The sequence below is a fragment of the Archaeoglobus veneficus SNP6 genome, assembly GCF_000194625.1.
Classification (GTDB): Archaea; Halobacteriota; Archaeoglobi; order Archaeoglobales; family Archaeoglobaceae; genus Archaeoglobus_C; species Archaeoglobus_C veneficus.
Map to the genome: position 1 here is coordinate 326,605 of NC_015320.1, position 20,046 is coordinate 346,650.

Genomic DNA, 20,046 nt, shown 5'->3' on the forward strand with positions numbered 1-20,046 from the left:
GCTATCACTTGACAGGGTATCGTGCATATAGTTCCTTCCTGAGGGCCTCGAGCATTTCTTCCCTGATTCCGGCGAATTCTGCGGCGGAACAAACCCTTGCACCCGCTTCATTAGCCTTTTCAAACAAATCTTTCAGCCTCTCCCTCCACTTCAGGTCTCTCGCCAGATGATGGTCGAGGACGAGGGTTTTGACGTTCGTTCTTTCTATGAGCGCTGTCAAATTTTTGATGGACTCGCTGAGAGACTTTGCTGAGTAACGGTAGCCGAGCATGTACGTCATCGGTCCGTCGATGAATACAGTTTCGGCGTTGCACTCCAGCATGAAGTCGAGCTGGTGCTGAATGGCTGGCCCTTCTACGTCTGAAGAAAAGAGAAACCTCTGCTTTCCATCGTCGATGCATACCTCTATTACATAGCCAAGCCTGTCGTTTGTGCCATGGAACACGGGCTTTGATATCGTCAGTTCTATTCCGTCAAACTCGTACCTTTTTCCATCCGCATAGTCTATGTCATCGGTTATTCCCTTGAGCTGGTTCAGGAAGAACGCGGCTCTTTTCTTCTGACTGAAGTTTATCCGCTCTTTTGGGTGCTTTATCAGCAGCTTTTTCCCTCTGAAAATCTCCACTTCGTTGGGATTGTGGTGGTCGTAGTGGTAGTGAGTTATTACCGAAACATCGGCCTTTGCTACGTACTTTTTTATCTTATCCCAAAGCTCCGATTCGCGCTGGTATTCGAGGGGATGTGGTGGCAGTCCGTAGCGGCTTGGGCCGAGTGCAACGCCGGGATCGATAACAACGGATGTTTCTGCCTCGATAAAGGTTGCCATGCTTCTTGCCCCAAAAGAGTCGAAGGCGAGAGGAATAATCTTCATGAGTGAAATTTTGTTGCCAAGTATTTCAACACATCGATGAACCGAAAACTGTTTATTTGTTTTTTGACAAAATTAAAATTATGAGGATAGGGGATGTGATGGTGAGAGATGTAGTTTCTGTGGATTACAAAACGCCTGTGAAAGATGTCTGCAAGATAATGGGTGAAAAGAAAATAGGCAGCGTTATTGTCACGAGAGATGGTAAGGCTTTTGGAATCTTTACCGAGAGGGATTTGCTTTCCAAGGTTTTGCTTGAAGGGAGTCTCGACGAGGAGGTTGGAAAATACGCCTCAACACCTCTCATTGTCATCACTCCTGACTACGATGTTAGAGAAGCGGCGAGAATAATGGCGGACATGAAGATAAAGAGACTCGTTGTCATGGAAGACGAGGAGGTCAAGGGAATCTTCACATCCGCTGACCTTGCGAGGGTGATTGCAGAATCGTCTTTTGAGGGCTGAGGTGGTGGCCATGGAGGAACTAAAGTGTGTTGTTTGCGGAAAGGAGCTGAAGAAGGACGATGAAGGCAGGGCATGGAGAAAGTGCACGATATGCAAGAAGCCAGTGTGCTTCGACCACCTGCGCTACATGGGCGTCTGGAGAAGGGGCCTTTACAGAGATTACGTTGAGGTTGTGCCAGTTTGCGAGAACGACATGCCAAAGAAGAGAAGAAGAGTCACAGAGTAATCTCTCTTTTTTGCTGTTTTACATTGCAGTTTTATAGAGTTTTTATAGAATAGAACTTGCGAAAATTACGAAAACTTTATGAAATTTTGAAAACCTGAGCTATTTTAATGCAGCCACATCTGCCGTGCGTTCTTTTTGGCTTTGCTGCTGTGTTTTCTGGCCTCATCGGTTACTCCCTACACCTTCCGAGGGACTTCGGTTACAGAGAGAACGATCTGAAGACACTTGCTGTTTTCTACACCATTGTAACGGCCAGTTTTCTCTTCCACGCCATCGGTCATGTTCTTAACATGCATGAGGATCTCGTACACGCTGTGATAGCACTTGCAGTGGTGCTTGCAACGTTCTATCTCTTCTTGAGGACGGGGAGCAGAGTGGACTTCTCTGCTCCGAGGTTCAGGGATGCTGTAGTCTATGGGGCAGTCGTCTGGCTTATAGGCAGGGAAATGGACGACATTTTCCACGATTCTCTTTCTTACTACGAGCCCACACCTCTCATAATCGCTGGAGTGACAAGCTTCCCACTAACGTTCGTAATTTTCTACGTTCTTTTTAATGTGAATAGGAAAAATACGGGATTTTTCCTTGAAGGAGGAAAAGAAATACTGTCTAATTCCTATCTCGTCGTTTACCTGATGGGTATCGGAGTTTTGGGGGCATGTTTCAACAGCAACGTACACTATCTCTCAGTCCTCGTTGCGACGAGTGTGGTCATATACGTTTTTGCGAAGATTTACATTACGGCGAAGCCTTTCCTCGACTGATGAGAGCGTTCCTTATAGTTGGCAACAAGGCTGTTACAAAGCCTTTCAACCTGAATGACCTTGCCGGAGGAGCTGGCAGGATGGATCTGCTCTGCAGGTGCGTTGCGCAAGCCCTCTTTATATCCCACGGGATTAGAAAGGATGTGGAAGTGTATCTGCTCCTTCTCGGCCCGCCAGAGCCACCAAAGGCAATACTGATAAAGGGAAGTGAAGTTCGCTACATGGCTCCCGATGAAAGAAACATAGCCGGGATAATAAGAAAGGCTCTCAGCGTTGAGGCAGGAAAGCAATGGCATAAAAGCAGCCCCGGGGTTTACGTTGCCAAGAAGGGGCTTGAGGAACTCCTTGACGAAATACCTTACCGAATTGTTTACCTGAGGGAGGATGGAGAGGACATAAGGGAAGTAGCACCTCAGATCTATGATGTTTTATTCGTGCTGGGTGACCACATCGGGCTCGGAGAGGATGATGAAAAGATTGTCGTGGAAAAGGCCTGGAAAATCGTGAGTGTGTCACCTCTCAGCCTTCAGGCTGACCAGTGCATAGTGATAGTTCACTACGAACTCGACAGGATTACTGGCACGTCCTGAGCCTGATAACGAAGACGCTACCTTTCGGCTTGTTATCCTCCACCCACACTTCTCCGCCGTACCTCTTCACAGTCTCCTTAACGAGGTAGAGGCCAAGCCCCGTCCTGCCCGTCTCGCCCTTGAAGCCCTCCTCGAACACAATCTGCTTGAGCTCATCGGGAATACCCTTTCCGTCGTCCGCTATCCTGAGTTCGACCCACTTTCCATTCCTCCTGAGTGAGATTTCAACGTTTACGTTGTCATTATGGATGAATGCGTTGTGTATAAGGTTAAATACCACTGACTTCAGTGCAGAATCGGCTTCGACGTAGACGTCTGGTACTTTGCACTCAATTCCGAAAATAGCTGCCTGTTCTCTGACAACTTCGCCAATGTTTACAGGATGCAGTTCTCCTGAGTTCAGCATAAGCTCCACATGCTTTACGTCCTCTATTATGTCAAAGGCTTTTTCAAGCTGCTTTTCCAGTCTTTCAGCAAGTTCATCGGGAGCGTAGTCGCGCAGAAGGTCGAGGCACAGCTTGGCTGTGGTCAGAGCGTTCTTTATATCGTGCCTCAGAAGGCTGTTAAGAATTCTGAGGTGCTTGTTTAGCTCGTTTATCTTTCTCTCCGCCTCGACTTTATCCGACACGTCTCTGACAACTGCAACTGCCCTCCATTCACCGTTCACGTATCTCCTGGAAACTGAAAGCTCTATTGGGAAAACACTGCCATCCTTTCGTTTTGCTTCGAGTCTGACAGTTTTTCCGATTACCGGCCCATCTCCCGTCCTTCTGAAGTGTTTAAATCCTCTCTTGTTAGCCTCGACATACTTCTCGGGGACTATGAGTTCCCATATTGGTCTTCCTGCAGCCTCGTCCTGTGTATATCCGAACATCCTCTCTGCTGCCCTGTTCCAGAAGGTCACTCTTCCCTCGCTGTCAACCTCGACTATTGCATCGAGGAACGAATCTACAATACAGAATGCATCCTCCTCTGCAGCCTCCTCCGCCATCACCACTACCATTATTATCAAATTTCCTCGAAGGTTACAAAAATCTTTCTGTTCAGTTTTTAATGTTTAAAATTTAAAGTGAACAGTAGTTCAGAAGTAACGATAACGATTAATATTGGCATTTCCGTTAAAACGGCTGGTGAGTTAATATTTCATGCCGTCTGCATTTGAAGGTCATGACCAAAAAAGGAGTAGGGAGCCCTTAATTTTTTATAGCCTCTTTCTTACCTCCTCTGATGCTTGAACTGTGCAAGAAGTGCATCGACAGACTTGGAATCAGTGCAGACGTTAAAGAAGTTGAAGGCAGCGAGTGCATGCTTTGCTTGGGCCTGCTCTGGAGGACGGAGGAGATAGCAAGGCAGATAGCGGAGAGTCTTGAGGAGTACGAGTTTGACACGTTTCAGATTGGAAGCAGGCTTGAAGGAAGCGTTAAAGCACTCGAAGAGTACATATTTGAAAAGTACGGCCTTACCACGGAAAAAAGCCTGAAGTATCACTTCAACAGGGAGCTTACCAAAGCTTTTGCAGCGCTTACTGGAAAAAGCCCAGATAGGGAGCCAGACGTTACGATAATCTACAACATAGAGAAGATGGACTACGAGACTCGGATAGCTTCCCTTTACATCTACGGCAGGTATAAAAAGAGAGTACGGAACATCCCGCAGACGAGGTGGCTCTGTTCTGCGTGTGACGGAAAAGGATGTGAGGTGTGTGGTTTTACGGGGAAGAGGTATCCTACTTCTGTTGAGGAGCTCATTGCGGAGCCGTGCAGGAGGATGGCTGAGGGAAGCTACGCGGTTCTTCATGGGGCGGGAAGAGAAGATGTCGATGCGAGGATGCTTGGAAACGGAAGGCCATTCATAGTCGAAATTCAGAATCCAAAAAAAAGGCACATAGACCTTGAAAAGCTTGAAGAGATTATAAACAGGGAGGCAAGAGGGAAGGTTGCGGTTTGCTGCATGAAGTTTGCGAAGGCGAGAGATGTAGCCTTCATCAAGAACGCGAAGTTCAGGAAAGTTTACAGAGCTATCGTTGAGTTTGACCGAGAAGTGAGCAGGGAAGAGCTTGAAGATGCCCTTAAGGTTCTGAGCAACAGGGTTATAGAGCAGTACACTCCCAAGAGGGTGGAGCACAGGAGGGCAAATCTCTTAAGGAAGAGAAGAACATACGGGATAAAACTCCTGCTCCACAGAGGAAATAAGGCCGTCATAGAGATTGAAGCTGAAAGCGGGCTGTACATAAAAGAGCTCGTTAGCGGAGATGAGGGAAGAACGAGGCCAAGCCTGTCGGAAGTTTTAAATAACTATGCGAAGGTCGTTAAGCTCGACGTCATCAGGGTAGAGGGTGGCATCTGACGCTGCCCGGATGATATCGGGCTGAGTGTTTGAGGTTAACGTCACAGGAGGTTGCGAGAATGGGGTGGAAATCTCACGGTTTCAGGTTCAAGTCGGGAAGGAAGCTCAGAAAAGGTGTAAGGGAGAAGGGAGTCAGGATAAGGAAGGCCCTCCAGACATTTGAGATTGGACAGTACGTCCACATCGATATCGAGCCGGCTGTTCACAAGGGTATGCCCCACCCCCGCTTCCAGGGGAGGACGGGCAGAGTTATAGGCCAGAGAGGTAGAGCCTACCTCGTCGAAGTGAGGGACGGTGGAAAGTATAAGACGCTCATTGTCAGGCCGGAGCACCTCAAGCCACAGGTGTGAATCATGGCTTTTAAAGAAGTTAAGGAGTTTGAGTACATAACCATAGCAGAGGCAAAGGAGATAATGGAAAAGATAGCCGAAGAGAGGAAGCAGCAGGCCGAACTCCTTTTTGAGACGAGAAGAGCTTTAAAGCATTTGAGGACTTTTTCTAAGCTTCCTGCCGAGGATGCGAAAAAGCTTGTTGAAGAGCTCATGGCTCTTCCCCATGTTGGCAGGAAGGACATAGCGGTAAAGCTTGCTGACATAATGCCGAAGGTGCCAGACGAGGTTAGAACCATCTTTGCAAAGGAGCGCTTTACACTAACCCCGGAGCAGATTCAGGAGATACTCGACATAATTGCTAAATACCGGTAGAGTTTTGAAAAGATTAATATAATTGCTGTTTTTTCTAATTTCAAGGGGTCTTACTATGGAGCAGAGAAGAGAAAAGTCAAAAGAAAAGATGGAGGACTATGCTTACGTGCTTGATTTCCTCCCTTACGGCCATCCCGAGGATAAGAGACCCATTCACAGGCGAGAACCCCTCGCGCAGGTGGTAGGTGAAAAGTACTTCACTCTCCTCGAAGTCAGTCTGAAGAAAGGCTCATCTCCTCTTGTAATGGACAGACTCTACATAGGGAAGGGTGAGAGAGACGTAGTCCACAAGATCAAGAAAAAGCTGAGGTTCGAAGATCTGACACCCGCAGCAAAATCGGAGCTACCCTATGTTCTGGAGCACATCGTTAAGGAGAACGAAGGTAGGTTTGTGGAGTTTTTCAACAAAGCCGAACCCATTACGACCCGTTTACATCAGCTCGAACTGCTTCCGGGCATAGGAAAGAAGACTATGTGGGCAATTCTCGACGAGAGAAAGAAGGAGCCGTTTAAGAGCTTCGATGATATCGCCAGCAGAGTAAAAGGCCTGCAGCGCCCCGAAAAGCTGATAATCAATCGTATAATCTACGAGCTTCAGAATCCGGCTACGAAGTACAAGCTCTTCACCCTATGAAGTTTTTCAAGTCGAAAGGGCAGCACATCGTAAGCAAGGCGATTGCGAGGAGAATTGCTGGCTATGCGGAATTGAGTAAGAAGGACACGGTTCTCGAGGTAGGCTGCGGAACGGGTGTTTTGACCTCTGTTTTACTTGAAAGGGCAGGAAAAGTGTACGGAATCGAGATAGATGCACGATTTGTTAAATTGCTCCAGGAAAAATTCGCGAAAGAAATTGACGAGGGCAGGTTTATTCTAATCCACGGGGATGCGATGAAAGTCGAATTCCCTCCCTTCAACAAGTTCGTTTCGAATATCCCCTACTTTATTTCCTCACCCCTGACATTCAAGCTGCTCAGACACGATTTTGATGTTGCTGTTGTCATGTACCAGCGTGAGTTTGCTGAAAGACTCGTAGCAAGGAAGGGTGAGAACTATGGCAGACTCAGTGTTGTAGTCAAAGCATACGCCAAGCCTGAAATCGTTGAATACGTCAGCAGGAAGGCGTTCAGACCTCCCCCTTCTGTGGACTCCGCAGTAGTCCGCTTAATAAAAAAACCTGAGATAGAGGTTGAAAACCTGCAGATTTTCGAAGACCTCGTCCGCTACTGCTTCTCGAGGAGGAGGAAGCAGCTCGGGAAAATTCTCGACGAGTGGATGGAAAGCAGGGGTATTTGGCTCGAGGTTCCCGAAGAGTTGAGAAGACTCAGGCCTGAGGACATCGAACCAGAAGTGTACGCTGAAATTGTTAAAAGCGCAAAGCTTTAAGTTTCTTCATGTAAGGCTTGCTCTATGAAGGTCGTGATAATGGCCGGAGGTTACGCAACGAGGCTCTGGCCAATAACGAAAACGAAGGCCAAGCCGCTGCTCCCCATGGGTAAGAGAAGGATAATCGACATAGTTTACGATAAGGTAAAATCCTTTGGCACTGTTGTTGTTTCCACCAACAGGCGCTTTGAGCCGGACTTCAGGAAATGGGCAGAAGACAAGGATGTTGAACTCTTCGTCGAGGATAGTATGAGCGAGGAGGAGAAGCTCGGGGCTGTTAGAGCTCTTGCAGAAGTTGCCGCTTATCTTGACGATGAAATGCTCGTGGTTGCGGGTGATAACCTTTTCTCCTTCACCCTTGAGGGCTTTGTGGAGTTCTACAGAGAAAAAGGGGAGCCTGTCACAGCTCTATACGATGTGGGCGATTACGAGCTGGCAAAGCGCTACGGTGTTGCAGAACTTGACGGCCGGAGGATTGTTGGGTTCATGGAGAAGCCAGCAAGTCCGCCGTCAACGCTTGTCGGCATTGGGATTTACGCCTTTCCGCGTAGAGTTTGCGGGCTACTTTCAGAGTATGTGGAGGGCAATGCGAAGGCAGACAACATAGGCGATTTCATGGGCTGGCTGTGCGAGAGGGAGGAGCTTTACGGCTACGCGTTCAGCGGAAACTGGTACGACATAGGTAGTCCTGACTCATACATTGAGGCGTTCAAGACCTTCATGGAGCACAGCGTCGCGGAAGTGGAAGTTGACAGGCGTGCCAAGATAATTGAGCCTGTGGCGATAGAAGAGGGTGTGAAAATCATTGGCCGCTCAATTGTTGGGCCGTACGCGTACATAGGCAGGAACTGTGTTATAGAGAACTCCGACGTGTGTGACAGCGTGGTTTTCGACAACGTCATACTCAGGAGGGCGAAGGTGTGGAGGAGTATAGTTGACGAGGATTGCGAGATAAGGAATCTCGATTTAAGTGGTTCGATAATAGGGGCGCATGCGAAGATTCAGAGGGGTGAGTAGTGGCAATCGCTATAGTTGACGGATACGTTGACGAGCCGTCTTGCCTTGGAGTTCCGCCGTACATCTCTCCTTACCCGAGATACATCTACGGGATGCTCAGAAGGCTGAAAATTAATGCTGCCTATTTTACCGCTGAGCAGGTGAGGGAACGTCCATCGCTTCTTGAAAAATTCGATTTTTCCATCGTTATTGCCGGAGCGATTGTACCGGGGAAGTACCTCGCTGCAAAGCCCCTAAGCCTGCGGGAGGTTGCAATGCTTCCGGGGGATAAGGTTGTTGTTGGCCCCGTTGCTCTGGAGCTTGGTAAAAGAGAGAAAGAAGAGCTCAACGTCCTGAACTATCCCTTTGAAAGGGAACTGTTCGAATATCTATGCAAATACTCCGGAGTAGAGAAATCCTTTGACCTCGACTCCTTCGCAATACTTGGCAGCGAAGTGGTCAGGCAACATCCCGACTTCCCCCACGTGATATGCGAGATAGAGACTTACAGGGGGTGCTACTGGAGAAAGTGCTCGTTCTGCATGGAGTTTATCCACGGAAGACCGAAAATGAGGGACCCCAACGCAGTACTGGGGGAAATTGAAGCTCTTTACAGTGCTGGCGTGAGGCACTTCAGGCTGGGCAGGCAGACTGACTTCTTTACGTACATGGCCGATTTCAGCTACGAGGTTCCGAAGCCGAACGCCGATTTCATGCTGGCTTTTCACAGAGAGATATGGCGAAGATGTCCGAAGATAAAAACACTGCATTTAGACAACGTAAATCCGAAGACAATTGCAGAACATCCTGAAGAGAGCTCGAAGATAATAAAGACAATAGTCATGTATCAGACACCCGGAAACGTTGCGGCCTTTGGGCTTGAAAGTGCCGACGAAAGGGTTGTGGAACTTAACAGCCTTGCAGCAATGCCGGATGAGGTAATGAAGGCAATAGAACTCGTCAACTGCTACGGGAGGGCAGTAGGCTACAATGGCATGCCATGCTTTCTCCCCGGCATAAACTTCGTTATCGGGTTGATTGGTGAGACGAAGAAGACGTTTGAGAAGAACTTCGAGTTTCTTTCCGAGTTGCTCGAGAGAAATCTTCTCGTAAGGCGGATAAACATCCGGCAGGTCAAGATAGTTCCGGGAACGAAAATGGAGAAGTTTGGCGATCGCAACGTCAGAAGGCACAAGAAGTACTTCAGATTTTTCAAAAGGAAGGTCAGGGAAGAGATAGATAGGGAAATGCTGAGGAAGTTAGTTCCCGTTGGCAGGAAGCTTACAGAGCTTAGATGTGAGGTTGTAGAGGGAAATTTGACCTTTGCAAGGCAGATGGGAACGTATCCTCTCCTCGTTGGCCTCGTTGGCAGATATACAAGAAACAAATTTGTAGATGCCCGCGTTGTAGGCTACGGAATGCGTTCAGTAACTGCCGTAGAGATTCTCGACGTAAACAGAGCAAGCTTGCAGCAGCTTGAGGCAATTCCGGGAATAGGAAAAGCAACCGCTGCAAAAATAGTCGCGAACAGACCCTTCAGAAATGTCGAAGAAATTGCGAGCCTCGTAGAGAACTTCGATGAGATAAAGGACTTCTTTTTACTTTGATTTTCCACTCTTCTGCAATTTCAACGGGTTATTCTTTGGAAAATGCTATTTTGGCTGCTTATGGTTTATATTGTCAGTTTCCAGTGGAAGCGTAGGGCCATTATAATTACAATACTCAATCAATACAGTTAGGCCAAGTGTCAAATCATGAACTTATGAAATAAAACTTTTCTGAACGTTATTTATTCTATCTAAATAAATTTAGGGTAGAATGGTAAAGCTCTTAAAGGGTGGCGAAGGCACTCATCATGTTTTAGGGTGGTTGATTATGCGAAACATCTTCGAGTCGTTGATAACGTCACCGAAAATTTTCCGCAACAGGGATGTGCTCAGGCACTCCTACACGCCCGACTACCTCCCCCACAGAAAGGAGCAGATAGAAAGCCTTGCGTCAATACTGGTTCCGGCGTTGAAGGGTGAAACTCCGTCGAACGTGTTCATTTACGGAAAAACCGGTACGGGGAAAACCGCCACGGTAAAATTTGTGGGAAACCAGCTGGAGGCGATGGGAAGAAAGCTGAACGTTCACTGCTACGTTCACTACCTCAACTGCGAACTGATAGACACGCAGTACAGGGTTCTTGCAACTCTCGCGAAGGTTCTTGGCAGGAACGTGCCTATGACTGGCTGGCCGACGGATCAGGTTTATGAGGAGGTAAGAAGAGCGATAGACTCGAGAGACCAGACAATCGTAATTGTGCTTGACGAGATAGACAAGCTGGTTAAAAAGGGAGACGAGGTGCTCTACAACCTCTCACGCATTAACGGAGAACTCGAAAGGGCGAGGGTTAGTATAATCGGCATATCAAACGACCTGAAGTTCAAAAACTTCCTCGACCCCCGTGTGTTGAGCTCGCTGAGTGAAGAGGAGCTAATATTCCCGCCATACAACGCTGAGCAACTTCAGGACATTCTTGAGCAGCGTGCAGAACTTGCCTTCTACGAGGGTGTGCTTGACGATGACGTAATACCCTACTGCGCCGCTCTCGCAGCTCAGGAGCACGGAGATGCGAGAAAAGCTCTCGATCTGCTGCGTGTCAGCGGTGAAATAGCGGAGAAGGAGAACGCAGATAGAATAACGAGAGATCACGTAAAGAAGGCTGTAAAGAAGATTGAAACTGATCACGTTGTTGAGGCAGTCAGAACTCTGCCAACGCAGAGCAAGGTTCTGCTCTTTGGCATGATAATTCTGACGGAGTCGGGAATGAGGAAGTTTACAACCGGGGAGGTTTACGCTGTGTACCGAAGCCTCTGCAGAAAGCTCAATATCGACTGTTTAACCCAGCGCAGAGTTAGCGATTTGATTGCTGAACTTGACATGCTCGGTATAATAAACTCTATAGTTATATCCAAGGGTAGATACGGTAGAACGAGGGAGATAAAGCTCGATGTGCCAATAGAACCCATCAAGCAGACTCTGCTGGAAGACTACAGACTTGAAGCTCTCTCAGTAGTGGAAAGAAGCATGAGAAGCGTAACATCTCTCGAAGCATTTGAGGTGTAATTTTTTATTTTATTTCAATTTAAAACGGCTCTTGTCCTATTAATTACTTATTTGTAAGACGAATAAGGTAGGGGTCTATAAGCGTTCAGACTCCTTTCTAGCCCCGTATATGGTATCCAGGATCGTCTATCTCTTATCTATTCGCAATATCTGGCAAATTCGCCTATATTAATAATTTTAGGCTAAGTGTCTGTTTTTTTATCGTCTTTTTTGACTATCGTGAGCTTCCTCAGACCGTCCAATATCTCAACAGGCATACTCTGAGCTTTAAACATGTTCTCGAGGAAAACTTTTACGAGCTTCTGTTCACTACGAGTTGGAAGGATAACCACGTATGAGTTTCCGTTTGCTTTAACATTAAACCAATTCTTAGCCTCAAAATATTTAAGTGACTCGTAGATGTCTTTGAGACCCATGATCTTATTTTGGACGCCTTGGTTAAATCCAATTTTTTTTATGCGTTCAAGCAGTTCGCTATAGTCTCTTTTACTTAGTTCATCCATAATGGCTGCCCATAGTTCAATATCCACAAGAATGTTTTCTTCATCATTTACGAGTTCTCTGTAGATTCTTAGTTTTTCTGCATTCAGCTCGTTTTTTCCATTATTTAGTTCAAAATATGTAGTAATTGCAGATCTTACAATCTCTGAAACGGTTTTATTCTCTTCTTTTTTGGCCAGTGCATCCAGTAGTTCTTTAGTTTTGCTGTCTAAGGAAATTGAGATCCTTATTGTATCTTTTTTGACGTCCAAGCTACCCTGCACCCCCTATGTTCATAATCAAGGGTCTTATTATCGCATACAGGAATTCGATGGTTATCACAATGAACAGAAGTCTTAGTGTGCCTTTGGTTCGGGGAATCGTGAGTACAAATCCGATTAATGGTGTTAGTGCAAGGATACTTGTTCCGATGACTACACCGTTTTCTGGGTCTGTGAATGAAGACAAGAACCATGTGTAGCCGTGTACGCCGATTCCCTTAACATCTTTCCAGAACTTAGTCGCAGGCTCACTCCATTTCATGACTTCCATGTTGAGATTGTCGCTTGGATTGACCCCTGTGAAATACAGAGCGGCCGAGAACAGTATTATGGCTAACCCCACATTGCACATTATCCTCATGACTTCTGCAAAGATTTTATTTACTGGATCTATATTTATCTCCATTTTTAGTGATGAGCCGTTTGTGATAGGAGCCAGAGCTTCTCCGGAATACTCTGGTGCCATAACTTCCGCGAGTTCATCTAAGCTTGATACAATCCCTGGATCTTTGGTATCTCTGACACTACCCCTGCTATCGGTTGTTACAGTACTGCTGGTTTTTTCACATTTTTTTGTCGATCCCCCCTCCTCTACCGGTATTTTTGTTTCGTTATATCTCGCTAAAGCCTCCCCTCCATAGGGTGGGGCCATAACTTCCGCTAAATCGTCTAAACTTGGAATAACAACCTCTTTAATTTTTGTTCCCAGTCCATTCGTCTTTTTCATATCTCCCCCTCCAATCTTTTATTTAAATTAAATTTATTAAACCAAGTCCATGAAGCCCCTGTAATATATTTACAATAGCTGAGAGTCCAATTAAACTTATAACAAGATATTTTATTACCTTGGGCTTTGCTCTCACAGCAATCCTCGAACCTATCCTCGAGCCTATTCCAATTCCCAGTACAACCGGGACTACAATTAACGGAAGGACCGCTCCGTTTGCGAGGTACACCCAGAGTGAAGCTGCGTCGTTTATCGATAGAATGAGCATACTTGTTGCCACTGAAGCCTTCAATGGAACGCCCATTAGTAAGTTTAAAACGGGGACGTTGGCCCATCCAGCGCCCAATCCAAACATGCCTGCTATAAAGCCTACACCAGCGAACACAGCCATTGCAAGTGGGAGGTTTGTTGTCTTGTACTCCACGACTCTATTCAGTGTTGGTTCGTACCACGCACCCTGTATACCAATTATTTCAGACAGTCTGTCGGTCTTTTTGACCTCTGGATAATCGATGTTCTTAGAAGTTGCAAGTGCGGCGAGCATAAAGAGCAGAACTACGCCAAGACTGATTTTTACGTAACTTGAGCCCTGTGGAAATGCGTTGGATACCCACAGGCCAACTACACCTCCTATTACTGAGAATATCGTAGAAACTACTACCAAAGGTGCCACAACTTTCATATTTGCCAAACCCTTTTTCGTAAAGTGTGGTGCAGAGTTGAGCGAAGTCGTAAGTGCTGCTACCAGACCAGCACCCCTAATGAAGTCTACGCTAAATGGCAGAACGGCCATACCCAGCCCAACGAATATGACACCACCACCCACACCGGATATGGGTCCAATAATTCCTATTACCAGAGTAAATAAGAATAGGAATATCACCCATTTTTGCCAGGGTAATAATACCACGTGTCCACTCAAAAGCCCCCATGTAATTGCTGATAGCCCTACGACCAGTACCAATGCTGTAGCAGTCAGCGGTATCTTCATTCCAATTCTACTCAATTTTGTCTCCATGTGACTCAATCCGACTAAAAAAGTATATGAATTTTGTTATTTTGATTTAATAATTAGTAACATTGATTCAAAATACTTAGTAATATTAACTAAACAGAGACTATTTGGGATAATCTACTGATTAAACAGTCATATAGTCTCATCAAATACCACCTTAAAGCGAAAAATACTTAAATTATCATAACACATTAACAATACCAAATATGTGAAACGGGTGGAATGGGGGTTGGAGTTATGCAAGGCGACCAGAGTAAAAGGGTTTTAAGTTTGAGAATAACAATGGATAAAACGTTCGAAGACAAGTTTAACAAAATCAAAAACGAACTTGGACTGAGTTCAAATGCAGAAGTGATAAGGTTTCTGGTGAACAAATACTATAAAGAAATAATTGGAAAAGGCGGTTTGGTAGGTCTGGTGTTTTTGAAGTTGCTGGAATCTCTCAATCTGGCCGAAATACTGGACCTTGTCAACCTGACTGATGCGATGCCGCTGTTAGGATGTTGAAGGGCCAGAAGAATTCGTAAAAATGGCGGTAAAAATTATTAAACAATTTGTTGACCAGTGCTAAAAGATTTCAGCCAAATCTGTTAAAAAGATTACTTGGTAAGGGCTATCCTGAGTTTCTCTGGGTCGTACTTCCAGTTTGCGGGCAGTACACCCTTCTCCTTGTAATAGTTTGAGAGTCTCCAGATCTTCGCCTCGATTAACTGCAGACCTCTTATGTTGTGGTAGTCCTTTCTGTGAACTGCAACGTGCTGTCTGAGCTTTATCGCCTTCTTTATCAGGGCCTTGAGGTCTTCAGGCAGCGTTATCTCCGCACCTTTCTCCTTCAGTATCTGCTGAATCTTCTTGCCAGTAACCTGTCTGACGGAAGGAATGCCATAGCGATCGCGGAGTATCATACCTATCATGCTCGGCTCGTAGCCCTCATTGTAAAGCTCTATGATCTTCTTCTCGACCTCTTCGGCACTCATTTCTACCCATTCTGGTGGACCATCCCTGTAAACTCTTTTTGAGCCTGAGCTGCCTCTTCTCCTTGCGTGCATTCTTGCCATGAGCATCACCTCTGAGCAGCTTTTTTAGGATGCATATATATCTTGCGGCCTAATCGTACTCTCGCCACGTTTTGCCGCATTTCGTGCAGCGGAAGAAGCGAACCTCGCTCTCATCTGCAGCCCTGAGCTGTCTGAGCCACCAGTACGCTTCTCTGTTTCCGCACTCAGGACACACGACTCGCGTTGTTGGCAGGGTTTTGATGTTGTCTCCTTCAATAACGGGGACCTCTTCCTTGTTCCCCTTTGCTACTATCACTATCTCCTCTTTCTCGTCATCGGCTACCTTCTCGTACCCGCACTTCCTGCAAACGAGCTTGTCTCCCTGGTATATCATGATTGACTTACACTTTGGGCAGAATTCCACGAATCATCGCCTCCGCATCTCTTATCATCTTCTCGTGGTCGAACGCAAGACTGGGAAGTGAGTCGAGGAGGAATAAGGCCACCTCTCTTGCATCACTTCCAGCTCTCAACTCACCGCCCGAGGGCAGCACCACGTAACATATTGAAACGAAGTGGCCCCGGGGGTCACGATTAGGATCAGAGTAAACTCCAACGAGCTTATAAATCTTCCCTTCCAAGCCTGTTTCTTCTTCAACTTCTCTTAGCAAGGCATCTTCAACTCTCTCGCCGTATTCCACTATACCTCCCGGCAAAGCGTAGAATCCCTTGAATGGCTCATTCTTTCGCTTTATCAGGACTATTTTTCCTTCGTATGGGATTATTGCATCGACCGTTAGAGTAATGCACTTCATGCTTTCACCTTTGCAATATGAACTTCCACTCTTTCAGCCTCCTCGCAACTTCTATGGCCCACTTCACGTCTCCAACCCTCGAAAGTGAGTGGGCGTCGCTACCAATTGAGTACTTAAGCTTCCTTTCCGCGTTTAGCAAATCGAGTGGTGGGGCTCTGTGCGTTGTGTTGATTTCGAGGGCTATGTCGTGCTCCGAAAGCAGGTCGAGGATTTCTGCATCTCTTTCGGGAATCCTCTCGTAGCTATCGAATATTGAGGAGTGGAAGTGTCCGAGAACATCAAAGTCATGCTTCTTTATGCATAGTTCTATTCTCCTGTAGTACTCTTCCGGAGGTAGGCATTCGTGAATTGATGCGATGATAATGTCGAACTTGAAGTCGGGCAGGATAATTTCCCCATCGCTGCCAATTCCGCACTCCACACCACTGAGAACCTCGATATCGTACTTTGCCCTTGCCCTTTCGATTTCTTCCTGCCTGCGCTTTGCCTTCCCCTCTGTCAGGCCCCGGGGATGTTCGATGGAGTGGTCTGTTATGGCAATTACCTTAATTCTCCTCTCCTTGGCCTTCCTGACTATCTCCTCTATTGTTCCCTGACCGTCCGAGTAAGCTGAGTGGATGTGAAGATCGTACACGTATGAGACTTGCCGGGATTGTATTTAAACTTAAGTTGTGATAGTATCTCTTGAGATAAGTAGAGTTGCACAAGAAAGTATTTATTTTATGTTATCCTATTTCCTCCCGTATCGAATTCTTGTATGGAAAGGCTACATCGAAGTATTGCTTGTTGGCCCCGGGAATTATAGTTTTGGGCCTTGGTGATTGGAAGTTAATCGAGTTAAACAGCAGGCAGTTGGATCTTACCTTTTCCCACGGCAAAGTTATATACAGCAAAATTATCTTGCGGACATGGATTTGCCTGATACGCTCGTAATGGTCTCCATCGCAATGATGCTCGCATTTATCGCTTCCAAGCTGAAAATAGCCGGGTTTTTCGCCTGGTTTACATTCGGAATCGCATGGCTTTTGAAGGTTCCGTACTATCTCTCCATAGGAGACTACTACAACGTTGTCGTGCTGAGCCTTGCTTTCGCATTCTTCCTTGCTGTGGCCATCCGCATTATACGCACGGACAAGCTTGATGTGTTCATCGACGTTACGTCTTTTTCGGCCGTCGCAGCCCTCGTTTACTTCACCTTTGCCCTTACACCCCTCGGAAATATGCTCATCCATGCTGTTGCAACCCAGACGGCCCTCGTTGGCTCTACCCTCGGTTTTGGAATGGTTAGCGACGGGGAGATGCTTTTTGCAAACTCGAAGCGGGTGGAGATAATCCTCGCGTGCACAGGCATAGAGAGCATGGCCCTTTTTACTGGCGCAACCCTCGGAATCAAGGCAGAGTGGAGGAGAAAGGTTAAGGCATTCCTTATCTCAGTTCCTGTCATATACATTCTCAACATCCTGAGGAACGTTTTCGTTATGGCAAGCTACGCTTATAGCTGGTTTGGGGAAAACAGCTTTTACATAGCACATCACGTAATATCGAAGTTCCTCGCCACTATAGCTTTAATATTAATATCTCTGGCAGTCTTTAGATTTTTACCGGAACTCGAAGAGCTTATATTTTCTCTCAAGGATTCCATGGTGGGAAGATGATAGAGCGAAGCGGTTTGAGACTTGCAACAATTGAACTTGCCTTGGCATTGCTCGTATTTGCAGCATTTCCCGGGATCTCATACCTTTTGCTGGTAGCTGTCACCTTCACACTGCTCTTTTTCCGCGATCCACCCCGCAGAATTCAGGACGGTGTAGTCTCGCCGGCGGATGGCAGGGTGGATTATGTGGGGGAGAGGAGGATAGAGATATTCATGGGCCCCTTTGACTGCCACATCAACAGAAGCCCGGTCGATGGTGTTGTAACAAAAACGAGATACATCAGAGGAACGTTTCCGCCTGCGTACAATAGGAGCGGTAAAGCGGAGAGAAACGAGATATACATCTCCACTCCGGACGGCGAATTCAAAGTCGTACAGGTTGCCGGCTTCTTTGCAAGGAGAATCGTCTGCTACGTCGGTAAGGGGGACTTCGTGAGGAAAGGACAGAAAATTGGCATAATAAAGTTTGGTTCTCGCGTGATACTTGAGGTACCCGATGGCTACAGATTCGTGAAGAGTGTGGGAGAAAAGGTTAAGGCCGGGGAGACGATAGCGGTGAAAGCATGTTCAGCATACTGCGGGAAGTAAAGCTTGCTGATGTCTTCAGTCTTCTTAACCTCGTTTTCGGATTCTCCGGAATCTACATGCGTGAAATCTCCTTCGTATTTCTTGCGGCCATCATGGATGGAGTTGATGGAATCGTTGCAACGAAATCGAGTGGAAAGTTCGGAAAGGAACTTGATTCTCTTGCAGACCTCGTTTCCTTTGGTGTTCTTCCGGCTGTCTTCATTGCAGCCCACAATCCAGTAATAGCGGCGTTTTACGTCATAGCAGCGGCGTTGAGACTTGCGAGGTTCAACGTGCTCAGGGTTGAACACTTCGTCGGACTTCCCGTTACCGCTTCAGCCCTTCTCATCGCACCGGCCGTAAACCTGCGTTTTGGCTCTTCAGCCATCTGTTTCATCGCCCTCACTTCAGCGCTGCTTATGATTAGCGACGTAAAATACATTAGGGTTAGAGACTTGCGGATCCTTTCTGTTGTTGCCGCTGCTATCCTTGCTGCGTTCTTCGTGAAGGATGCTGCTTATGCCGTGTTCTTTGCCTTTCTGCTGTACCTCGTAAGCCCCCTGTGGAGAAGGAGAGAGTATATGTGGTAGGAGTACCGTGTGGTGAGAGGATGAGTGAAAAGGCAGCATTTGAGGCGGGTATAAAACTTGCAGCACTTTTTCACCAGTTTATCGGAGCCCCCGTTAGCCCCGAAAATGCGGAGCTGCTTGAAAGGGCTATGGAAAGCTGCATGAGACTTCAGCCCTACGTCGTTGAGGCGGAGGTCAGGATAAATAGGAAAAAGCTCGAAAAAGCCCTATCATCGTACGGATACACGTCCTTAACTCCTGAAATGCTCTACGCGAAGGTGAGCGTCGAGGTGGAAGGAGAGAGGGCGGTAGCAGTGATGGAGTGGGACGAAGAGAAGAATTACCCGCTGATGAGATTGTTATGACGTCTGAAGTTTATCCACCTTCTGAGGACTCAGAGCTTTTGCTTGAGGCTGCAATGAGGGAGATACGCCTGGAAGATGAAGTTCTTGAGGTGGGAGTGGGCAGCGGCTTCGTTTCGGAGAGGATCAAAGACCTGTGCAGATTTCTGATAGCAACGGATATCTCGCCTTATGCTGTTCGGGAGTCTAAAAGCAAGGGTATAGAGGTCGTTAGGACAGACCTCTGCAGGGGAATAAGGAGGAAGTTTACGCTGATCCTGTTCAATCCACCATATTTGGAGCTGAGCGAGAAAGAGAAGAGGGGTGACTGGCTCGAAAAAGCTGTGGATGGAGGTAAGGGTGGAATAGAGGTTGCAACACGCTTTCTCGATGAGGTTAAGGAAGTTCTTGCTGAAAACGGAAGGATAATCCTGATAGTTTCTTCCTTCAATACTCCCGCGATATTCGAGGAGATTGAGAAGCGAGGGTACGTTTACGAGGTAATTGCGGGAAGGAAACTCTTCTTCGAGGAGCTATATGCTTTGAAAATTTGGAGAGGGTGACCTCTTGCCTAACCTGCTCCGCCCCAAAGCTTTTATTCGATAGACCAGTTTATGGCTATGGACGTAAAAAACTGGCTCGTTGAGGAGGGAATATTCAAGAAAGAGGTTCCCGATGAAGTGGCAGAGTGGCACTACGTTGTTGAGTTTCCGCCGGATTCCAAGCAGGTTACCGACATAATCAAGCCGAAGGGAAAGGATTTTGTCCTTGTTATAAGTGGCCTTGTTTTTGCGGAAAATCACTACAGGGCTCTTCACTCTCTCCCTCCTGAGAAGAAGAGGAACTTAATTCACAAGTGGAAGATGGATTTGCTTTTTAGAAAAGCAGAATTCAGGATGGTACCCGATGCGGAAAACGTGCAGAGGATAGATTTTTCCATACCAATCTACTTGGAGGAGCTAACGAAGCCGAAGCTCTTTGAAGCGTTGCGGGAAATATTCAAGTGCAAGCTCTACATTATGTGGAATCTGCATCACGAGTTCGATAGAAAGGGAGATGTGGATGCCATGTATTTGTGATCAGTGCGAAACTCGGAAGGATGTGGCCCTGAAAAATCAAAACAAAAGGATTATAGACATTCATATAT

General features: G+C 46.7%; 28 protein-coding genes. 19 read left to right on the forward strand and 9 right to left on the reverse strand.

What is annotated here, in order from left to right:
* Nucleotides 1–4: 4 nt before the first annotated feature.
* Entirely contained in the window at nt 5–871 is an 867-nt protein-coding gene (locus ARCVE_RS01860) for a hypothetical protein (protein WP_013683082.1), read from the reverse strand.
* Between the two features lie 80 nt (nt 872–951).
* Between ARCVE_RS01860 and ARCVE_RS01865 the strand changes: the two genes are divergently transcribed.
* From ARCVE_RS01865 to trmY, 4 genes are all read left to right on the forward strand, one after another.
* Nucleotides 952–1,332 (forward strand): CBS domain-containing protein, encoded by a 381-nt coding sequence (locus ARCVE_RS01865; RefSeq protein ID WP_013683083.1) that lies wholly within the window; start codon nt 952–954, stop codon nt 1,330–1,332.
* 10 nt (nt 1,333–1,342) lie between these two features.
* Nucleotides 1,343–1,558, forward strand: coding sequence for a hypothetical protein (locus tag ARCVE_RS01870; RefSeq protein WP_013683084.1), 216 nt, complete (start codon nt 1,343–1,345; stop codon nt 1,556–1,558).
* Nucleotides 1,559–1,665: 107 nt separating this feature from the next.
* Complete coding sequence (locus ARCVE_RS01875; protein WP_013683085.1) at nt 1,666–2,322, forward strand: hypothetical protein; 657 nt, start codon at nt 1,666–1,668, stop codon at nt 2,320–2,322.
* Entirely contained in the window at nt 2,322–2,912 is a 591-nt protein-coding gene (gene trmY / locus ARCVE_RS01880) for a tRNA (pseudouridine(54)-N(1))-methyltransferase TrmY (protein WP_013683086.1), read from the forward strand. The genes ARCVE_RS01875 and trmY overlap by 1 nt, the downstream gene beginning before the upstream one ends.
* Here trmY and ARCVE_RS01885 read toward each other — a convergent pair.
* On the reverse strand, nt 2,896–3,915 hold the full coding sequence (locus ARCVE_RS01885) for a two-component system sensor histidine kinase NtrB (RefSeq protein WP_013683087.1): 1,020 nt from the start codon (nt 3,913–3,915) through the stop codon (nt 2,896–2,898). The two genes, trmY and ARCVE_RS01885, sit on opposite strands and share 17 nt — an antisense overlap.
* 224 nt (nt 3,916–4,139) lie before the next feature.
* On the opposite strand from ARCVE_RS01885, the gene ARCVE_RS01890 reads away from it, so the two are divergent.
* The 8 genes from ARCVE_RS01890 (at nt 4,140) to ARCVE_RS01925 (ending at nt 11,452) form a co-directional block, all read left to right on the forward strand.
* The gene (locus ARCVE_RS01890) at nt 4,140–5,258 is read left to right on the forward strand and encodes a tRNA pseudouridine(54/55) synthase Pus10 (RefSeq protein ID WP_013683088.1); all 1,119 of its coding nucleotides are present in this window, start codon (nt 4,140–4,142) and stop codon (nt 5,256–5,258) included.
* A gap of 59 nt (nt 5,259–5,317) precedes the next feature.
* The gene (locus ARCVE_RS01895; protein ID WP_013683089.1) at nt 5,318–5,608 is read left to right on the forward strand and encodes a 50S ribosomal protein L21e; all 291 of its coding nucleotides are present in this window, start codon (nt 5,318–5,320) and stop codon (nt 5,606–5,608) included.
* Between the two features lie 3 nt (nt 5,609–5,611).
* Nucleotides 5,612–5,962 (forward strand): RNA polymerase Rpb4 family protein, encoded by a 351-nt coding sequence (locus ARCVE_RS01900; RefSeq protein ID WP_013683090.1) that lies wholly within the window; start codon nt 5,612–5,614, stop codon nt 5,960–5,962.
* 55 nt (nt 5,963–6,017) lie between these two features.
* Nucleotides 6,018–6,596 (forward strand): DUF655 domain-containing protein, encoded by a 579-nt coding sequence (locus tag ARCVE_RS01905; RefSeq protein WP_013683091.1) that lies wholly within the window; start codon nt 6,018–6,020, stop codon nt 6,594–6,596.
* Complete coding sequence (rsmA, locus tag ARCVE_RS01910) at nt 6,593–7,345, forward strand: 16S rRNA (adenine(1518)-N(6)/adenine(1519)-N(6))-dimethyltransferase RsmA (protein WP_013683092.1); 753 nt, start codon at nt 6,593–6,595, stop codon at nt 7,343–7,345. The genes ARCVE_RS01905 and rsmA overlap by 4 nt, the downstream gene beginning before the upstream one ends.
* A gap of 24 nt (nt 7,346–7,369) precedes the next feature.
* Nucleotides 7,370–8,362, forward strand: a complete 993-nt coding sequence (locus ARCVE_RS01915) for a sugar phosphate nucleotidyltransferase (RefSeq protein WP_013683093.1) — start codon at nt 7,370–7,372, stop codon at nt 8,360–8,362.
* Complete coding sequence (locus tag ARCVE_RS01920; RefSeq protein ID WP_013683094.1) at nt 8,362–9,948, forward strand: helix-hairpin-helix domain-containing protein; 1,587 nt, start codon at nt 8,362–8,364, stop codon at nt 9,946–9,948. The genes ARCVE_RS01915 and ARCVE_RS01920 overlap by 1 nt, the downstream gene beginning before the upstream one ends.
* Before the next feature lie 268 nt (nt 9,949–10,216).
* The gene (locus ARCVE_RS01925; protein WP_048086108.1) at nt 10,217–11,452 is read left to right on the forward strand and encodes an ORC1-type DNA replication protein; all 1,236 of its coding nucleotides are present in this window, start codon (nt 10,217–10,219) and stop codon (nt 11,450–11,452) included.
* A gap of 182 nt (nt 11,453–11,634) precedes the next feature.
* Here the strand turns inward: ARCVE_RS01925 and ARCVE_RS01930 are convergent, their stop codons facing one another.
* From ARCVE_RS01930 to ARCVE_RS01940, 3 genes are read right to left on the reverse strand one after another with little or no spacing between them, the layout of a single operon-like run.
* Nucleotides 11,635–12,204, reverse strand: a complete 570-nt coding sequence (locus tag ARCVE_RS01930; RefSeq protein ID WP_013683096.1) for a ribbon-helix-helix protein, CopG family — start codon at nt 12,202–12,204, stop codon at nt 11,635–11,637.
* A gap of 1 nt (nt 12,205) precedes the next feature.
* A complete protein-coding gene (locus ARCVE_RS01935; RefSeq protein WP_013683097.1) occupies nt 12,206–12,940 on the reverse strand; it encodes a hypothetical protein in 735 nt (244 codons plus the stop codon).
* Nucleotides 12,941–12,962: 22 nt separating this feature from the next.
* Nucleotides 12,963–13,958 carry a sulfite exporter TauE/SafE family protein gene (locus ARCVE_RS01940; protein WP_013683098.1) on the reverse strand — a complete coding sequence of 332 codons (996 nt, stop codon included), beginning with the start codon at nt 13,956–13,958 and terminating at the stop codon, nt 12,963–12,965.
* A gap of 219 nt (nt 13,959–14,177) precedes the next feature.
* On the opposite strand from ARCVE_RS01940, the gene ARCVE_RS01945 reads away from it, so the two are divergent.
* The gene (locus ARCVE_RS01945) at nt 14,178–14,462 is read left to right on the forward strand and encodes a hypothetical protein (protein WP_013683099.1); all 285 of its coding nucleotides are present in this window, start codon (nt 14,178–14,180) and stop codon (nt 14,460–14,462) included.
* A 92-nt stretch (nt 14,463–14,554) separates the two neighbouring features.
* On the opposite strand, the gene ARCVE_RS01950 is transcribed toward ARCVE_RS01945, so the two are convergent.
* The 4 genes from ARCVE_RS01950 to ARCVE_RS01965 are packed head-to-tail and all read right to left on the reverse strand — an operon-like array spanning nt 14,555 to nt 16,402.
* Nucleotides 14,555–15,013, reverse strand: coding sequence for a 30S ribosomal protein S15 (locus tag ARCVE_RS01950; RefSeq protein ID WP_013683100.1), 459 nt, complete (start codon nt 15,011–15,013; stop codon nt 14,555–14,557).
* A 49-nt stretch (nt 15,014–15,062) separates the two neighbouring features.
* Nucleotides 15,063–15,377, reverse strand: a complete 315-nt coding sequence (locus ARCVE_RS01955) for a transcription factor S (RefSeq protein ID WP_013683101.1) — start codon at nt 15,375–15,377, stop codon at nt 15,063–15,065.
* Nucleotides 15,355–15,768, reverse strand: coding sequence for an NUDIX domain-containing protein (locus tag ARCVE_RS01960; RefSeq protein WP_013683102.1), 414 nt, complete (start codon nt 15,766–15,768; stop codon nt 15,355–15,357). Before ARCVE_RS01960 ends, ARCVE_RS01955 begins: the two co-directional genes overlap by 23 nt.
* Nucleotides 15,769–15,772: 4 nt before the next feature.
* A complete protein-coding gene (locus tag ARCVE_RS01965) occupies nt 15,773–16,402 on the reverse strand; it encodes a PHP domain-containing protein (protein ID WP_013683103.1) in 630 nt (209 codons plus the stop codon).
* 274 nt (nt 16,403–16,676) lie between these two features.
* Between ARCVE_RS01965 and artA the strand changes: the two genes are divergently transcribed.
* The 6 genes from artA to ARCVE_RS01995 are packed head-to-tail and all read left to right on the forward strand — an operon-like array spanning nt 16,677 to nt 19,978.
* Nucleotides 16,677–17,423, forward strand: coding sequence for an archaeosortase A (artA, locus tag ARCVE_RS01970; RefSeq protein ID WP_013683104.1), 747 nt, complete (start codon nt 16,677–16,679; stop codon nt 17,421–17,423).
* Nucleotides 17,420–18,010 carry a phosphatidylserine decarboxylase gene (locus ARCVE_RS01975; protein WP_013683105.1) on the forward strand — a complete coding sequence of 197 codons (591 nt, stop codon included), beginning with the start codon at nt 17,420–17,422 and terminating at the stop codon, nt 18,008–18,010. Before artA ends, ARCVE_RS01975 begins: the two co-directional genes overlap by 4 nt.
* A complete protein-coding gene (locus tag ARCVE_RS01980; protein WP_013683106.1) occupies nt 17,986–18,579 on the forward strand; it encodes a CDP-alcohol phosphatidyltransferase family protein in 594 nt (197 codons plus the stop codon). The genes ARCVE_RS01975 and ARCVE_RS01980 overlap by 25 nt, the downstream gene beginning before the upstream one ends.
* A 20-nt stretch (nt 18,580–18,599) precedes the next feature.
* A complete protein-coding gene (locus ARCVE_RS01985; RefSeq protein WP_013683107.1) occupies nt 18,600–18,923 on the forward strand; it encodes a dihydroneopterin aldolase family protein in 324 nt (107 codons plus the stop codon).
* Nucleotides 18,920–19,462 carry a HemK2/MTQ2 family protein methyltransferase gene (locus ARCVE_RS01990; protein ID WP_013683108.1) on the forward strand — a complete coding sequence of 181 codons (543 nt, stop codon included), beginning with the start codon at nt 18,920–18,922 and terminating at the stop codon, nt 19,460–19,462. Before ARCVE_RS01985 ends, ARCVE_RS01990 begins: the two co-directional genes overlap by 4 nt.
* 57 nt (nt 19,463–19,519) lie before the next feature.
* Nucleotides 19,520–19,978 carry a DUF2299 domain-containing protein gene (locus ARCVE_RS01995; protein ID WP_013683109.1) on the forward strand — a complete coding sequence of 153 codons (459 nt, stop codon included), beginning with the start codon at nt 19,520–19,522 and terminating at the stop codon, nt 19,976–19,978.
* Nucleotides 19,979–20,046 lie beyond the last annotated feature (68 nt).

Excerpts from the sequence above, each read along its gene's own strand:
- ARCVE_RS01860 (WP_013683082.1), bottom strand. The coding sequence starts at position 871 with ATGAAGATTATTCCTCTCGCCTTCGACTCTTTTGGGGCAAGAAGCATG.
- ARCVE_RS01865 (WP_013683083.1), top strand. The coding sequence starts at position 952 with ATGAGGATAGGGGATGTGATGGTGAGAGATGTAGTTTCTGTGGATTAC.
- ARCVE_RS01870 (WP_013683084.1), top strand. The coding sequence starts at position 1,343 with ATGGAGGAACTAAAGTGTGTTGTTTGCGGAAAGGAGCTGAAGAAGGAC.
- ARCVE_RS01875 (WP_013683085.1), top strand. The coding sequence starts at position 1,666 with ATGCAGCCACATCTGCCGTGCGTTCTTTTTGGCTTTGCTGCTGTGTTT.
- trmY (WP_013683086.1), top strand. The coding sequence starts at position 2,322 with ATGAGAGCGTTCCTTATAGTTGGCAACAAGGCTGTTACAAAGCCTTTC.
- ARCVE_RS01885 (WP_013683087.1), bottom strand. The coding sequence starts at position 3,915 with ATGGTAGTGGTGATGGCGGAGGAGGCTGCAGAGGAGGATGCATTCTGT.
- ARCVE_RS01890 (WP_013683088.1), top strand. The coding sequence starts at position 4,140 with ATGCTTGAACTGTGCAAGAAGTGCATCGACAGACTTGGAATCAGTGCA.
- ARCVE_RS01895 (WP_013683089.1), top strand. The coding sequence starts at position 5,318 with ATGGGGTGGAAATCTCACGGTTTCAGGTTCAAGTCGGGAAGGAAGCTC.
- ARCVE_RS01900 (WP_013683090.1), top strand. The coding sequence starts at position 5,612 with ATGGCTTTTAAAGAAGTTAAGGAGTTTGAGTACATAACCATAGCAGAG.
- ARCVE_RS01905 (WP_013683091.1), top strand. The coding sequence starts at position 6,018 with ATGGAGCAGAGAAGAGAAAAGTCAAAAGAAAAGATGGAGGACTATGCT.
- rsmA (WP_013683092.1), top strand. The coding sequence starts at position 6,593 with ATGAAGTTTTTCAAGTCGAAAGGGCAGCACATCGTAAGCAAGGCGATT.
- ARCVE_RS01915 (WP_013683093.1), top strand. The coding sequence starts at position 7,370 with ATGAAGGTCGTGATAATGGCCGGAGGTTACGCAACGAGGCTCTGGCCA.
- ARCVE_RS01925 (WP_048086108.1), top strand. The coding sequence starts at position 10,217 with ATGCGAAACATCTTCGAGTCGTTGATAACGTCACCGAAAATTTTCCGC.
- ARCVE_RS01935 (WP_013683097.1), bottom strand. The coding sequence starts at position 12,940 with ATGAAAAAGACGAATGGACTGGGAACAAAAATTAAAGAGGTTGTTATT.
- ARCVE_RS01940 (WP_013683098.1), bottom strand. The coding sequence starts at position 13,958 with ATGGAGACAAAATTGAGTAGAATTGGAATGAAGATACCGCTGACTGCT.
- ARCVE_RS01945 (WP_013683099.1), top strand. The coding sequence starts at position 14,178 with ATGGGGGTTGGAGTTATGCAAGGCGACCAGAGTAAAAGGGTTTTAAGT.
- ARCVE_RS01950 (WP_013683100.1), bottom strand. The coding sequence starts at position 15,013 with ATGGCAAGAATGCACGCAAGGAGAAGAGGCAGCTCAGGCTCAAAAAGA.
- ARCVE_RS01960 (WP_013683102.1), bottom strand. The coding sequence starts at position 15,768 with ATGAAGTGCATTACTCTAACGGTCGATGCAATAATCCCATACGAAGGA.
- artA (WP_013683104.1), top strand. The coding sequence starts at position 16,677 with ATGGATTTGCCTGATACGCTCGTAATGGTCTCCATCGCAATGATGCTC.
- ARCVE_RS01975 (WP_013683105.1), top strand. The coding sequence starts at position 17,420 with ATGATAGAGCGAAGCGGTTTGAGACTTGCAACAATTGAACTTGCCTTG.
- ARCVE_RS01980 (WP_013683106.1), top strand. The coding sequence starts at position 17,986 with ATGTTCAGCATACTGCGGGAAGTAAAGCTTGCTGATGTCTTCAGTCTT.
- ARCVE_RS01985 (WP_013683107.1), top strand. The coding sequence starts at position 18,600 with ATGAGTGAAAAGGCAGCATTTGAGGCGGGTATAAAACTTGCAGCACTT.
- ARCVE_RS01990 (WP_013683108.1), top strand. The coding sequence starts at position 18,920 with ATGACGTCTGAAGTTTATCCACCTTCTGAGGACTCAGAGCTTTTGCTT.
- ARCVE_RS01995 (WP_013683109.1), top strand. The coding sequence starts at position 19,520 with ATGGACGTAAAAAACTGGCTCGTTGAGGAGGGAATATTCAAGAAAGAG.